This window comes from Pseudomonas sp. H1_D05 (assembly GCF_054682705.1).
In genome coordinates this window covers 98758-111993 of the sequence record NZ_CP162825.1, presented here as the reverse complement: position 1 = coordinate 111993, position 13236 = coordinate 98758, and the positions used below count along the sequence as shown (strand labels likewise).

Sequence of the window (13236 nt, the reverse complement as noted above, 5' to 3'; positions counted from 1 at the left end):
GGACGTAGGTAAATGGGGCGTCACGGTCGTCGGGGCGGCGGGTCTTAATCGTGGATCGGTATGGTAAAGTGGCGCACTTTTTCGAGGGGACTGTCACTGTGTGGGAATTGGTCAAATCCGGCGGCTGGATGATGTTGCCGATCATTCTGAGCTCCATCGCGGCCATGGCGATCGTCGCCGAACGCCTGTGGACCCTGCGCGCCAGTCGCGTTACCCCCGAGCATCTGCTGGGCCAGGTCTGGGTCTGGATCAAGGACAAGCAGCTCAATAAAGAAAAACTCAAGGAATTGCGCGCCAATTCGCCGCTGGGGGAAATCCTCGCGGCGGGCCTGGCCAACTCCAAACATGGTCGCGAAATCATGAAAGAGTGCATCGAAGAGGCCGCCGCCCGGGTCATTCATGAACTCGAGCGCTACATCAATGCTCTCGGCACTATCGCAGCCATGGCGCCATTACTGGGTCTGCTTGGCACCGTGCTGGGCATGATCGATATCTTCAGCGCGTTCACCGGCTCCGGCATGACCACCAATGCCTCGGTGTTGGCGGGCGGTATTTCCAAGGCGCTGATCACCACCGCTGCGGGCCTGATGGTCGGTATTCCGGCGGTGTTCTTCCACCGGTTCCTGCAACGCCGCATCGATGAATTGGTGGTGGGCATGGAGCAGGAAGCGATCAAGCTGGTTGAAGTGGTGCAGGGCGACCGTGACGTCGACCTGGCCGAGGGGCGCGCGTGAAGTTCCGTCGCAAACCCCGGGAAACCGTGGACATCAACCTCGCGTCGCTGATCGACGTGGTGTTCATTCTGCTGCTGTTTTTCGTCGTGACCACCACGTTCACTCGCGAAACCCAGTTGCGTGTTGACCTGCCGGAAGCGGTCAGCGGCTCCCCGGCCGAAGACCAGCAAGTCAAGCAGATCGACGTGGCCATCAGCGCCGAAGGCGTGTTTTCGGTGAACAACAAGATTCTGCCGAAGAACGACCTGGCGACCCTGATGGAAGCCATGCAGAAAGAGTCCAACGGCGACACCAACATGCCGTTGTCGATCAGTGCCGATGGCAAGACTCAGCATCAATCCGTGATCACCGCCATGGATGCGGCCGGCAAGCTCGGTTTCAGCCATCTGCGCATGACCACGGTCGAGGCGGCGCCCAAATCCTGATGAGCCTGTCCGATCGCTTGCTCGCCGCGTGGTATCAGGGGCACCCGGCCCTGACGCTGCTGCGGCCGCTGGAAATGCTCTATCGCCGCGTGGTGGTGGGTAAGCGCCAGCGCTTTCTTGCCGGTGAAGGTCAGATCTACCAGCCATCGGTGCCGTTAATCGTGGTCGGCAACATCACCGTCGGTGGCACCGGCAAGACGCCGATGATTCTCTGGTTGATCGAACATTGCCGACGCAGCGGTTTGCGCGTCGGCGTGGTCAGTCGTGGTTACGGCGCCAAACCGCCGCAACTGCCGTGGCGCGTTGCGGCCGAGCAAACCGCTGACATTGCCGGTGACGAACCGTTGCTGATCGTCCAGCGCACCGGCGTGCCGCTGATGATCGACCCCGATCGCAGCGCAGCGGTCAAAGCCTTGCTCGCCAGTGAGCCACTGGATCTGATCCTCTCTGATGACGGTATGCAGCATTATCGTCTGGCGCGGGATCTGGAGCTGGTGCTGATCGACGCCTCCCGTGGTTTGGGCAACAAACGCTGCTTGCCGGCAGGGCCGTTGCGTGAGCCGATCGAGCGCCTGCAAAGTGTCGACGGCGTGCTGTTCAATGGTGCCACCGAGGATCGCGATGACGGTTTCGCTTTCCGTCTGCAACCGACCGCGCTGGTCAATCTGCGCAGCGGCGAGCGCAAGTCGCTCGATCATTTTTCGCCCGGCCAGGCCGTGCACGCGGTCGCCGGGATCGGCAATCCGCAACGTTTCTTCAATACCCTCGAAGCGCTAGACTGGCGAGCAGTCCCCCATGCGTTTGCCGACCACGCCGAATACAGCGTGCAGGCGTTGAATTTCACACCGTCATTGCCGTTGGTGATGACCGAAAAGGACGCGGTGAAGTGCCGTGCCTTTGCGGCTGACGACTGGTGGTATCTGGCGGTCGATGCGCTGCCGTCGCCGGCCTTTGTGGCCTGGTTCGACACGCAGCTGATGCGCCTGTTGCCGGATCGTCTTTTGCCTTAACTCTTTACTCAGGGAATGTTCATGGACACCAAATTGCTCGATATCCTCGCGTGCCCGATCTGCAAAGGCCCGCTCAAGCTCAGCGCCGACAAGACCGAACTGATCAGCAAGGGCGCCGGTCTGGCGTACCCGATCCGCGATGGCATCCCGGTCATGCTCGAAAGCGAAGCCCGCACCCTGACCACCGACGAGCGTCTGGATAAATGACCACTGCCTTCACCGTTGTCATCCCGTCGCGTTTCGCCTCGACCCGCCTGCCCGGCAAACCGCTGCTCGACATCGCCGGCAAGCCGATGATCCAGCACGTCTGGGAACAGGCGAGCAAAAGCAGCGCCAGCCGTGTGGTCGTCGCGACTGACGATGCGCGCATCGTCGAGGCCTGCAAGGCTTTTGGTGCCGAAGTGGTGCTGACCCGTGAAGATCACAATTCCGGCACCGATCGTCTGGCCGAAGTCGCGGCGAAACTGGGTCTTGAACCCGACGCGATCGTGGTCAACGTGCAGGGTGACGAGCCGCTGATTCCGCCGAGCGTGATCGATCAGGTCGCCGCCAATCTGGCTGCCCACACCGAAGCGCGCATGGCCACGCTGGCCGAGCCGATCGAGGACGTGGAAACCCTGTTCAATCCGAACGTGGTCAAAGTCGTCAGTGATCTCAACGGTTTGGCGCTGACCTTCAGCCGCGCGACTTTGCCATGGGCGCGCGATGCGTTTGCCAAGAGTCGCGAGCAATTGCCCGAAGGCGTGCCGTACCGTCGTCACATCGGCATTTATGCCTACCGCGCCGGGTTCCTCCAGGACTTTGTGAGCTGGGGCCCATGCTGGCTGGAAAACACTGAATCCCTCGAGCAACTGCGTGCTCTGTGGCACGGTGTGCGGATTCATGTCGCCGACGCGCTGATCGCACCGCCGACTGGCGTTGACACGGCCGAAGACCTCGAGCGCGTTCGTCGCCTGCTGGAGGCCTGATGCGCGTTCTGTTTGTGTGCCTGGGCAACATTTGTCGATCTCCCACGGCCGAAGGCGTATTGCGTCACAAACTGCGTGAAGCAGGGCTGGCGGATCAGGTCGAAGTGGCCTCCGCCGGCACCGGTGACTGGCACGTCGGCAACCCGCCGGACAAGCGCAGCCAGGCCGCCGCCAAAGTGCGTGGCTATGACCTGTCGGCGCAACGCGCGCAGCAGGTCCGCCGTGCCGATTTCGCCAGTTACGACCTGATTCTGGCCATGGACAACAGCAACCTGCGCAACCTCAAAGCGTTGCAGCCGTCCACCGGCAAAGCCGAGCTGGACCTGTTTTTGCGCCGTTATGCCGGGGTGGTAGATGAAGTGCCGGATCCGTATTACGACGGCGATCAGGGTTTCGAGCAAGTGCTGGATCTGATCGAAGCAGCCTGTGACCAATTGTTGATCGAAGTGAAGGGCCGGTTATGAGTTTGCAGGTGCAACCGCAGGTTTCCCTGAAACCGTTCAACAGTTTTGGCGTGGATGTGCGCGCGCAACTGTTCGCCGAAGCCCACAGCGATGCCGATGTCCGTGAAGCGCTGGCCTACGCCACCGCGCACGATATGCCGTTGCTGGTGATTGGCGGCGGCAGCAACTTGCTGCTAACGGCAGATATTCCGGCGCTGGTGCTGCGCATGGCCACGCGCGGGATTCGTGTGACCAGCGATGACGGCAACCGTGTAGTGATCGAGGCGGAAGCGGGCGAGCCGTGGCATCCCTTTGTGCAATACACGCTGGCGCAGGGCTTTTCCGGACTGGAAAACCTCAGCCTTATTCCCGGTACGGTTGGCGCTGCGCCGATGCAGAACATCGGTGCCTACGGCGTCGAGATCAAGGATGTGTTTGCCGGCCTCACCGCGCTGGATCGCCAGACCGGCGAGCTGCGCGATTTCACCCTCGAAGAATGCAACTTTGCCTACCGCGACAGCCTATTCAAGCAGCAGCCGGGGCGTTGGCTGATTCTGCGCGTGCGCTTTGCACTCGACCGCATTGCGCATTTGCATCTGGAATATGGCCCGGTGCGTCAGCGCCTGACCGAGCAGGGCATCGAGCAGCCGACGCCTACCGACGTCAGTCGTGCGATTTGCAGTATCCGCAGCGAAAAACTGCCGGATCCGGCGGTGCTCGGAAATGCCGGCAGCTTCTTCAAGAATCCGCTGGTGTCGGCGGCCATCGTCGCGAAGATCAAGGAACAGCATCCGGATGTGGTCGCCTACGCGCAGCCGAACGGACAAATGAAGCTCGCGGCAGGCTGGCTGATCGAGCGTGCCGGCTGGAAAGGTTTCCGTGAAGCCGATGCCGGCGTGCATAAATTTCAAGCGCTGGTGCTGGTCAACTACGGCGCGGCAACCGGGCTGCAACTGCTCGATCTGGCGCAACGCATCCAAAAAGACATTGCCGAACGTTTCAATGTCGACCTGGAGATGGAGCCTAATCGCTATTGAGGCTACGCTTTCAAAGCGCCATCCAAAGCCCTGCACTGATAAAAAGTGCAGGGCTTTTTTGTTAACGCTGGGTTAACTTAGCGAGCTAACGATAACCGTCATTTGCTCCACCAAAGGCCCGGTGCAGACGTTCGCGTCGGCACAAGAGAGCCTGATTAGCCTGAGTCGATCTGCGTGAACCACCGCCGATTCAACGGCGGCAGATTGCTCGACCCCATAACCACTAAAAATATGCGGGCGTGCCCATGATTACCCTGAAACTCAACGGTCAAGACCATCCTCTCGATGTCACCGAAGACATGCCGCTGTTGTGGGCGATTCGTGATGTCGCCGGTTATAACGGCACCAAGTTCGGCTGCGGCATGGGGCTGTGCGGCGCCTGCACCATTCATATCGACGGCTTGCCGGCGCGCAGTTGCATCACGCCGATCGGTTCGGTGATCGGCCAGAACGTCACCACCATCGACAACCTGCACGCCGACCCGGTGGGGCAGGTGGTACAGCAAGCCTGGCTCGACACCGCTGTAGCGCAATGCGGATTCTGTCAGGGCGGGCAGATCATGTCGGCTACCGCGTTGCTCAAGACCAACCCGAACCCGAGCGACGAGCAGATCGAAGAAGCCATGGTCGGTAACATTTGCCGCTGCGGCACCTACAACCGGATCAAGACCGCGATCCGCCAGGCGTCCACTCACTTGAAGGAGGCCAAGGCATGAGTCGCCTTCCGAATGATTTCGCCCTGAGTAACCTCAGTCGTCGCGGCTTCCTCAAAGGCGTCGGCGCCACTGGCGCGTTGGTGTTGGCCGCCAGTTGGGGTTGGCAGGATGCGTTGGCTGAAGACAAGCCGAAGCAATTCGGCGCCGATGGCATGCCCAATGGCTGGATCGACGATCCGAAGGTCTACGTCAGCATTGCCGCTGACGGCACGGTCACTGTGGTGTGTAACCGTTCCGAGATGGGCCAGGGCGTGCGCACCAGTCTGACCATGGTTGTTGCTGATGAACTGGAAGCCGATTGGGCGCGCGTCAAAGTGCAGCAGGCGCCGGGTGATGAAGTGCGCTTCGGCAACCAGGACACCGACGGTTCGCGCAGCATGCGCCATTGGTATGAACCAATGCGGCGTTGCGGTGCGGCGACGCGAACCATGCTTGAACAGGCCGCCGCTGCGCAGTGGAAAGTGCCGGTCGGTGAATGCCACGCGCAACTGCACAAAGTCATTCACAAACCGTCTGGCCGTGAGCTGGGCTATGGCGAACTGGCCGCCGCAGCCAGTGCGTTGCCGGTACCGGCGCGTGACAGCCTGCGCCTCAAGCAGCCGTCGGAGTTTCGCTACATCGGCAAGGAAGGTACGAAAGCCATCGATGGCGCAGACATCGTCAACGGTCGTGCGGTGTACGGCGCCGATGTGCATTTCGACGGCATGTTGTACGCAACTATCGCCCGTCCGGCGGTGTACGGCGGCAAGGTCAAATCGCTGGATGACAGCGCTGCGCTGAAAGTCCCCGGTGTGCTCAAAGTGCTGCAGATCGAAAGCCGTCCGCTGCCTTCCGAGTTTCAGCCACTGGGTGGTGTGGCCGTGGTCGCCAGCAATACCTGGGCCGCGATCAAGGGCCGTGAAGCGTTGAAAATCGAATGGGATGACGGCCCGAACGCCAGTTATGACTCGATCGCCTATCGCAAAGAGCTTGAAGCCGCCTCGCTGAAACCCGGCAAAGTGGTGCGCAACACCGGCGATATCGACAAGGCCCTGAGTGGTGCTGCGAGTACGCTTGAAGCATCCTACTACCTGCCGCATCTGGCCCAGGCACCGATGGAGCCAATGGTTGCCATCGCTCGCTACAAGGACGGCGTTTGCGAAGCGTGGGCACCGAGTCAGGCGCCGCAAGTCACTCGTGAGCGCATTGCCGAGCGTCTTGGACTGCCGTTCGACAATGTCACGTTCAATGTCACCTTGCTTGGCGGTGGTTTTGGTCGCAAGTCGAAACCGGATTTCGTCGTCGAAGCGGCGATTCTCGCCAAAGAGTTCCCCGGCAAAGCCGTACGGGTGCAGTGGACGCGTGAAGATGACATCCACAACTCGTATTTCCACACCGTGTCCGCCGAGTATCTGAAGGCTGGCGTGGGCAAGGCCGGCATGCCGTCCGGCTGGTTGCATCGCACCGTGGCGCCGAGCATCACCGCGCTGTTCGCGCCGGGGATGAACCATGAAGCGGCTTTCGAACTGGGCATGGGTTTCACCAACATGGCCTACGCGATTCCCAACGTACGCCTGGAAAACCCCGAGGCGACCGTGCACACACGGGTTGGCTGGTATCGCTCGGTGTCGAACATTCCTCATGGTTTTGCCATCCAGAGTTTCGTCGATGAGCTGGCGCACAAGGCTGGCGAGGATCCGCTCAAGTACCAGGTCAAACTGCTCGGTCCGGATCGGCAGATCGATCCACGCACCTTGAGCGAAGAGTGGAACTATGGCGAGTCTCCCGAGCGTTATCCGATCGACACCGGACGCATGCGCACGGTGCTGGAAACTGCCGCGAAGGCTGCCGGTTGGGGACGCAAACTGCCCAAGGGCCGTGGTCTGGGTCTGGCGGTACATTACAGCTTCGTCACGTATGTGGCGGCGGTGATCGAAGTCGAGGTCAAGGACGACGGTACGCTGATCGTGCATAAGGCTGACATCGCTGTGGACTGCGGGCCGCAGATCAATCCTGAGCGCATCCGCTCGCAATTCGAAGGCGCTTGCGTGATGGGCTTGGGTAACGCGGTACTGGGTGAAATCAGTTTCAAGGACGGCAAGGTCCAGCAGGACAACTTCCACATGTACGAAGTGGCGCGCATGTCGCTGGCGCCGAAGGAAGTTGCCGTGCATCTGGTGACGCCGCCGGGCGACGTGCCGTTGGGCGGTGTCGGCGAACCGGGCGTGCCGCCGATTGCTCCGGCCTTGTGTAACGCGATCTTTGCCGCTACTGGCAAGCGCATCCGTAATCTGCCGGTGCGTTACCAGTTGCAGGGCTGGCAGAAGGCAGAGGCGTAATGGACAGCGTCGACCTCAATGTCCTGCGCAGCGTCCTCGAATGGCGCCGCGCCGGACAGCGGGTGGTGCTGTTCAGCGTGGTGCAGACCTGGGGCACGGCGCCCCGGGCGCCCGGTGCCATGCTCGCCTTGCGTGAGGATGGCGTGGTGATCGGTTCGGTGTCGGGCGGGTGCGTCGAGGATGATTTGATCGCCCGCCTGCACGACGGCCGCATCGCCACCGATGGGCCGCCGGTACAGTTGATTACCTATGGCGTTACACGCGAGGAGGCGGCGCGCTTTGGCTTGCCTTGTGGCGGCACGTTGCGCCTGACTGAAGAACGGATCGGCGATCCTGCGTGGGTTGCCGAGTTGCTCGCGCGGTGCGAAGCACACGAGATCGTTGCCCGTGAGTTGAACATTGAAACCGGTGAAGTGCTTCTGTCGCCGGCCAGCAAGTCCGACTCGCTGGAGTTCGACGGCAAAACCCTGCGCGCAATCTACGGCCCGCGTTGGCGTCTATTGTTGATCGGTGCCGGGCAGTTGTCGCGCTACGTGGCGGATATGGCGCGCCTGCTGGATTTCGAAGTACTGATCTGCGATCCGCGCAGCGAATTCGTCTACGGCTGGGAAGAGCATCACGGGCGTTTCGTCTCGGGCATGCCGGATGAGGCGGTGTTGAGTATCCAGACCGACGAACGTACGGCGATTGTCGCGTTGACCCATGATCCGCGTCTGGACGACATGGCGCTGCTCACGGCGCTGGATTCTCCGGCCTTCTATGTCGGCGCTCTCGGCTCTCGGGTTAACAGCCGGAAGCGTCGGGAGAATCTGGCTCAGCTAGGCTTGTCGGTGCAGGCGATCGATCGGCTGCACGGGCCGATCGGTTTGCACATCGGCAGTCATTCGCCAGCGGAAATTGCTTTGTCCCTGTTGGCGGAAATCGTCGCGATCAAGAACGGCGTCGAGTTGAAGCAGAAGAAAACTTTGGAGGACGCATGAGTCGATCCATTGCAGTGATTGTGCTGGCGGCGGGTGAGGGCAGTCGTTTTCGCCAGGTGGCAGGTGCTGATAAGGACAAGTTGCTGGCGGACTGCACCGGACGTGATGGTGCGGTGCGTTCGGTGATTGAGCAGGTGCTGTTGAATCTGCCGGTCAGTCTCGACAAGCGTGTGCTGGTGACGACTGAAGCGCGGCCGCAAGCGATGCGCATGGCGCAGGCCTATGGCTGTGACGTGGTCTCGATTGAATCGACCGGGATGGGTGACAGCATTGCCGCTGGCGTCGCGGCATGCCCTGAGGCAGATGGCTGGTTGATTGTGCTGGGTGATATGCCGTTTATCTTGCCGTCGAGTATTGAGCGGGTGGTCGCGGCCATTGCCGATGATGCAGTGAGCGTGCCGGTGCAGGAAGGGGAGTTTGGTCATCCTGTGGGGTTTGGGCGGTCGTTTAGTGCGGGGTTGCAGGCGTTGAGTGGCGATCGAGGGGCCAGACCATTGTTCAAACAGGGCAGGGTGGTTGAGGTGACGGTGGATGATCCTGGGGTGTTGTGGGATATCGATGTGCCGGAGGCTTTGGTTTTTACTTCGTCTTGAGAGCTGCGTAAATTCCTGAGAGCCCCTCACCCTAACGCTCTCCCAGAGGGAGAGGGGACTGACCGAGGTGTTCTTTCGAGGTACACCGACCTGAAACTTCGAGTCGAACTCCGGCCTTGAAACACACGGAGATCGGCTCCCTTTCCCCCCTCGCCCCCTGGGGAGAGGGCTGGGGTGAGGGGGTTGATCTAGAGTCCAGCACAAAAAATCGAGGCATAAAAAAACCCCGCCTGAATAATCGGGCGGGGCTTTTTATTGGCTTTGGAAATTACACGAGTGGTTTAGGCTCGTGTTCTTTTTCCTCGGCCTCTTGGTGCTGCTCGACCGCGTCCTGAACGGAGCGTGGTGCTTCTGCAATCACCGACTCAACCACAGCTTCTTCAGTCACCGGGGCAGGAGCTGCCTCGACCACTTCAGCAACCACGGCTGGCTCGGCAGCGACTGGCGCAGCAGCGGCAGCCAATTCGGCTTCCTTCTGCAGACGCTCTTCTTCACGCTTGCGACGACGCACTTCACGTGGGTCGTTTGGCGCGCGGCCGCTTGGCGTCAGAGCGCTGACCGGTGCTGGAGCTTCAACCACCGGGGCTGGCGCTTCGGTCACCACGGGTGCTTCGACAACCGCTGCTTCAACGACAGGTGCTGGTTCGGCAGCCTTACGTTCTTCAAACACTGGGGTTTCAAACACTGGCGCTTCAACAACCGGTGCTTCCACCACTGGCGCTGGGGTTTCAGCAACAGTCGGTTCGGCAACCCAGTTGAAGGCAGTCTGCTCTTCGCGAACTTCACGCACGGTTTCGGTTACGGTTTCTGCGACGGTTTCAACCACCGGCTCCGCAGCCACAACTGGCGCTGGCTCTACCTGAGGCAGGGTCTCTTGAACTGGAGCCACTTCGACTTCCGGAGCAGCAACCACTTCTACTGGAGTAGTCGCTTCAACAACCGGCGCTTCCACTGGAGCGGTTTCCTGAACAGCCGCGGTGGCGCGTTCAGCTTGCTCGTGGGCTTGAGCTTCAGCCGGTGCACTGATCACGGTGCTGGCAACAGCGGCGGTCACAGCCAGGCCAGCAGCCAGATCGGCGGTGCTTGGCGCTTCAGCGTTTTCGCCGGCTTCGGATTCTTCCGAACCTTCGATCACGTTGCCGTTGGCATCACGCTGACGCTCACGACGGTTGCTGCGACGACGCTGACCGCGCGAACGACGACGTGGGCGATCGCCTTCGGCGTTCTCCGAACCGTCTTCCGGCAGTTGCTCTTCGTTGGTGTTCACTTCTTCTTCAGCGACGGCAGCAGCGGCCTGTTCGGCACGCGGTTGACGCTCTTCACGTGGCGGACGCGGTGCGCGTTCTTCACGTGGCTGACGGGTCGGGCGTTCTTCAGCGGTAACGGCAACGTCAGCTACAGCGGCTGGAACGGCGTCCAGTGGCTCGCGCAGTTCACGCACACGCTCTTCACGCTCGCCGCGTGGCTTGCGGTCTTCGCGCGGCGCACGTGGTGCACGTTCTTCACGCGGAGCGCGTGGTGCACGTTCTTCGCGGGCAACTGGCGCTTCGGTACGAGCTTCACGTGGTTCGCGGACTTCACGGGCTTCACGTGGCGCGCGCTCTTCGCGCGGCTCGCGTGGCGCACGTTCTTCACGTGGAGCACGTTCTTCGCGTGGCTTGCGTTCTTCATCGCGGCGACCATTACGGTTGCGGCTCTGCTGACGACCGTTGCGACGCTCTTCGTTACGGGCCGGACGTTCGGCGGCTGGTTTTTCAACCACAACCGGAGCGGCTGGCTCTTCTTTGGTGGCGAACAGGCTGACCAGCGATTTCACCAGGCCTTTGAACAGGCTTGGCTCCGGTGTAGCGACTGGAGCTGGTGCAGCAGCGGCCGGGGCGGCGACTTCGGTCGGAACCGGAGCGTTGGCACGGGCCGGAGCAGTCTTGACCGCGGCTTCCTGGCGAACCAGGGTGCGGGTCGCAGCGGCTGGCTGAACTTCTTCGACTTCAGCAGCGGCAGCAGCGATTTCGTAGCTGGACTGGTTGGTCGCGGCTTCCGGGCTGTCGTCACGCAGACGCTGAACTTCGAAATGCGGGGTTTCGAGGTGGTCGTTCGGCAGAATGATGATGCGGGCACGGGTGCGCAGTTCGATCTTGGTGATCGAGTTGCGTTTTTCGTTGAGCAGGAACGCAGCGACCGGGATCGGCACCTGGGCGCGCACTTCGGCGGTGCGGTCTTTCAGGGCTTCTTCTTCGATCAGGCGCAGGATCGCCAGCGACAGCGATTCAACGTCACGGATGATGCCGGTGCCGTTGCAACGCGGGCAAACGATGCCGCTGCTTTCGCCCAGCGATGGACGCAGGCGCTGACGGGACATTTCCAGCAGGCCGAAGCGCGAGATGCGGCCGATCTGCACGCGAGCGCGGTCGGCTTCCAGTGCATTCGCGGACTTTTTCTTCCACGGCGCGCTGGTTCTTGGCAGGGGTCATGTCAATGAAGTCGATGACGATCAGGCCGCCGATGTCGCGCAGGCGCAACTGACGGGCGATTTCTTCGGCAGCTTCAAGGTTGGTCTGCAGAGCGGTTTCTTCGATGTCGCTGCCTTTGGTGGCGCGCGCCGAGTTGATGTCGATCGACACCAGGGCTTCGGTCGGATCGATAACGATGGAACCACCGGAAGGCAGTTCAACGACGCGCTGGAAAGCGGTCTCGATCTGGCTTTCGATCTGGAAACGGTTGAACAGCGGTACGCTGTCTTCGTACAGCTTGATCTTGCTGGCGTACTGCGGCATCACCTGGCGGATGAAGGTCAGGGCTTCGTCCTGGGCTTCAACGCTGTCGATCAGCACTTCGCCGATGTCCTGGCGCAGGTAATCGCGGATGGCGCGGATGATCACGTTGCTTTCCTGGTAGATCAGGAATGGCGCGGAGCGATCCAGCGAGGCTTCTTTGATGGCGGTCCACAGTTGCAGCAGGTAGTCGAGGTCCCACTGCATTTCTTCGCTGCTGCGGCCAAGGCCGGCAGTGCGCACGATCAGACCCATGTCGGCTGGTGCGACCAGACCGTTCAGCGCTTCACGCAGTTCGTTGCGCTCTTCGCCTTCGATGCGACGGGAGATACCGCCGGCACGCGGGTTGTTCGGCATCAGCACGAGGTAACGACCGGCCAGGCTGATGAAGGTGGTCAGGGCTGCGCCCTTGTTGCCACGTTCTTCTTTTTCGACCTGAACGATGACTTCCTGGCCTTCGCTCAGGACGTCCTTGATATTGACGCGGCCTTCAGGGGCTTTCTTGAAGTATTCGCGGGAGATTTCTTTGAGTGGCAGGAAGCCGTGGCGCTCGGAGCCGAAATCGACAAAGGCAGCCTCAAGGCTTGGTTCGATGCGAGTGATGCGGCCTTTATAGATGTTGGCCTTCTTCTGCTCGCGTGCACCGGATTCGATGTCCAGGTCGTAGAGGCGTTGGCCATCTACCAGTGCAACACGCAACTCTTCGGGTTGAGTTGCGTTAATCAGCATTCTTTTCATGTAGTACCGTCGGTTTCCGGGCTGCCGGAAACGGCGTTCGGCACACACGACTTCTCACGGTCGGTGTCAGGTGCGTCGGGAGTGGTTGGCCATTCCCGTGTCCAGCGATATGCGGCCAATTGGGCCGATATAGCGACGTACGCGTCCTGCTTGCTGTGGCTACTTAAGCACTCAGTCAGGAGGAGGAATCAACCAGCGGCTGTGGACGAGATGAAGCGTCTTGATAAAGCCTATTGCTACACAGTCCAGCGGTTGTGCATCTCCACCCTACACGTATCCCTGATAATTCGGGTGCTGCCGCGCGCAGAATCCGCAGCGGGTTGGCATTTACCGTGAGCTCCGAAAGGGGAGGTCACGCATCATGGCTAATTCAGGCGTTGTTTCCGAAGCATTCGCTCGGGGTCATCTGCAGCTGACTGCACTTTGTGAACTGGCCTTGAATGTGTGCCTGTCAGGCGAGTAAAAACTCTGCTCGACGGTGTAATTCAGGCCTCATGTCACCT

The 13236-nt window shown here is 60.9% G+C and carries 11 protein-coding genes and 1 pseudogene; 11 read left to right on the top strand and 1 reads right to left on the bottom strand.

The genetic code is table 11. The annotated features are described in order from the left end of the window. The first annotated feature begins 98 nt into the window (after nucleotides 1-98). The 11 genes from AB4O11_RS00550 (at nucleotide 99) to AB4O11_RS00500 (ending at nucleotide 9224) form a co-directional block, all read left to right on the top strand. Complete coding sequence (locus AB4O11_RS00550; protein ID WP_042560451.1) at nucleotides 99-734, top strand: MotA/TolQ/ExbB proton channel family protein; 636 nt, start codon at nucleotides 99-101, stop codon at nucleotides 732-734. After that, a complete protein-coding gene (locus AB4O11_RS00545) occupies nucleotides 731-1159 on the top strand; it encodes an ExbD/TolR family protein (RefSeq protein WP_093435463.1) in 429 nt (142 codons plus the stop codon). The genes AB4O11_RS00550 and AB4O11_RS00545 overlap by 4 nt, the downstream gene beginning before the upstream one ends. After that, entirely contained in the window at nucleotides 1159-2169 is a 1011-nt protein-coding gene (lpxK, locus tag AB4O11_RS00540; protein ID WP_257355888.1) for a tetraacyldisaccharide 4'-kinase, read from the top strand. Before AB4O11_RS00545 ends, lpxK begins: the two co-directional genes overlap by 1 nt. Before the next feature lie 21 nt (nucleotides 2170-2190). Beyond that, on the top strand, nucleotides 2191-2376 hold the full coding sequence (locus AB4O11_RS00535) for a Trm112 family protein (RefSeq protein ID WP_003174668.1): 186 nt from the start codon (nucleotides 2191-2193) through the stop codon (nucleotides 2374-2376). Continuing rightward, entirely contained in the window at nucleotides 2373-3137 is a 765-nt protein-coding gene (gene kdsB / locus AB4O11_RS00530) for a 3-deoxy-manno-octulosonate cytidylyltransferase (RefSeq protein WP_093435457.1), read from the top strand. The genes AB4O11_RS00535 and kdsB overlap by 4 nt, the downstream gene beginning before the upstream one ends. After that, entirely contained in the window at nucleotides 3137-3601 is a 465-nt protein-coding gene (locus AB4O11_RS00525; protein ID WP_093435454.1) for a low molecular weight protein-tyrosine-phosphatase, read from the top strand. The genes kdsB and AB4O11_RS00525 overlap by 1 nt, the downstream gene beginning before the upstream one ends. Next, the gene (gene murB, locus AB4O11_RS00520; protein ID WP_460129797.1) at nucleotides 3598-4617 is read left to right on the top strand and encodes a UDP-N-acetylmuramate dehydrogenase; all 1020 of its coding nucleotides are present in this window, start codon (nucleotides 3598-3600) and stop codon (nucleotides 4615-4617) included. Before AB4O11_RS00525 ends, murB begins: the two co-directional genes overlap by 4 nt. 245 nt (nucleotides 4618-4862) lie before the next feature. Beyond that, nucleotides 4863-5333: a (2Fe-2S)-binding protein gene (locus AB4O11_RS00515; protein ID WP_008086294.1), complete on the top strand. Its 471-nt coding sequence runs from the start codon at nucleotides 4863-4865 to the stop codon at nucleotides 5331-5333. Further along, complete coding sequence (locus AB4O11_RS00510; protein WP_460129795.1) at nucleotides 5330-7651, top strand: xanthine dehydrogenase family protein molybdopterin-binding subunit; 2322 nt, start codon at nucleotides 5330-5332, stop codon at nucleotides 7649-7651. The genes AB4O11_RS00515 and AB4O11_RS00510 overlap by 4 nt, the downstream gene beginning before the upstream one ends. Then, complete coding sequence (locus AB4O11_RS00505) at nucleotides 7651-8631, top strand: XdhC family protein (RefSeq protein WP_095048619.1); 981 nt, start codon at nucleotides 7651-7653, stop codon at nucleotides 8629-8631. The genes AB4O11_RS00510 and AB4O11_RS00505 overlap by 1 nt, the downstream gene beginning before the upstream one ends. Then, nucleotides 8628-9224: a nucleotidyltransferase family protein gene (locus AB4O11_RS00500; RefSeq protein WP_116256271.1), complete on the top strand. Its 597-nt coding sequence runs from the start codon at nucleotides 8628-8630 to the stop codon at nucleotides 9222-9224. The genes AB4O11_RS00505 and AB4O11_RS00500 overlap by 4 nt, the downstream gene beginning before the upstream one ends. A 268-nt stretch (nucleotides 9225-9492) precedes the next feature. On the opposite strand, the pseudogene rne reads toward AB4O11_RS00500, so the two are convergent. Continuing rightward, nucleotides 9493-12733: pseudogene (gene rne, locus AB4O11_RS00495) on the bottom strand (ribonuclease E). Nucleotides 12734-13236: the final 503 nt, after the last annotated feature.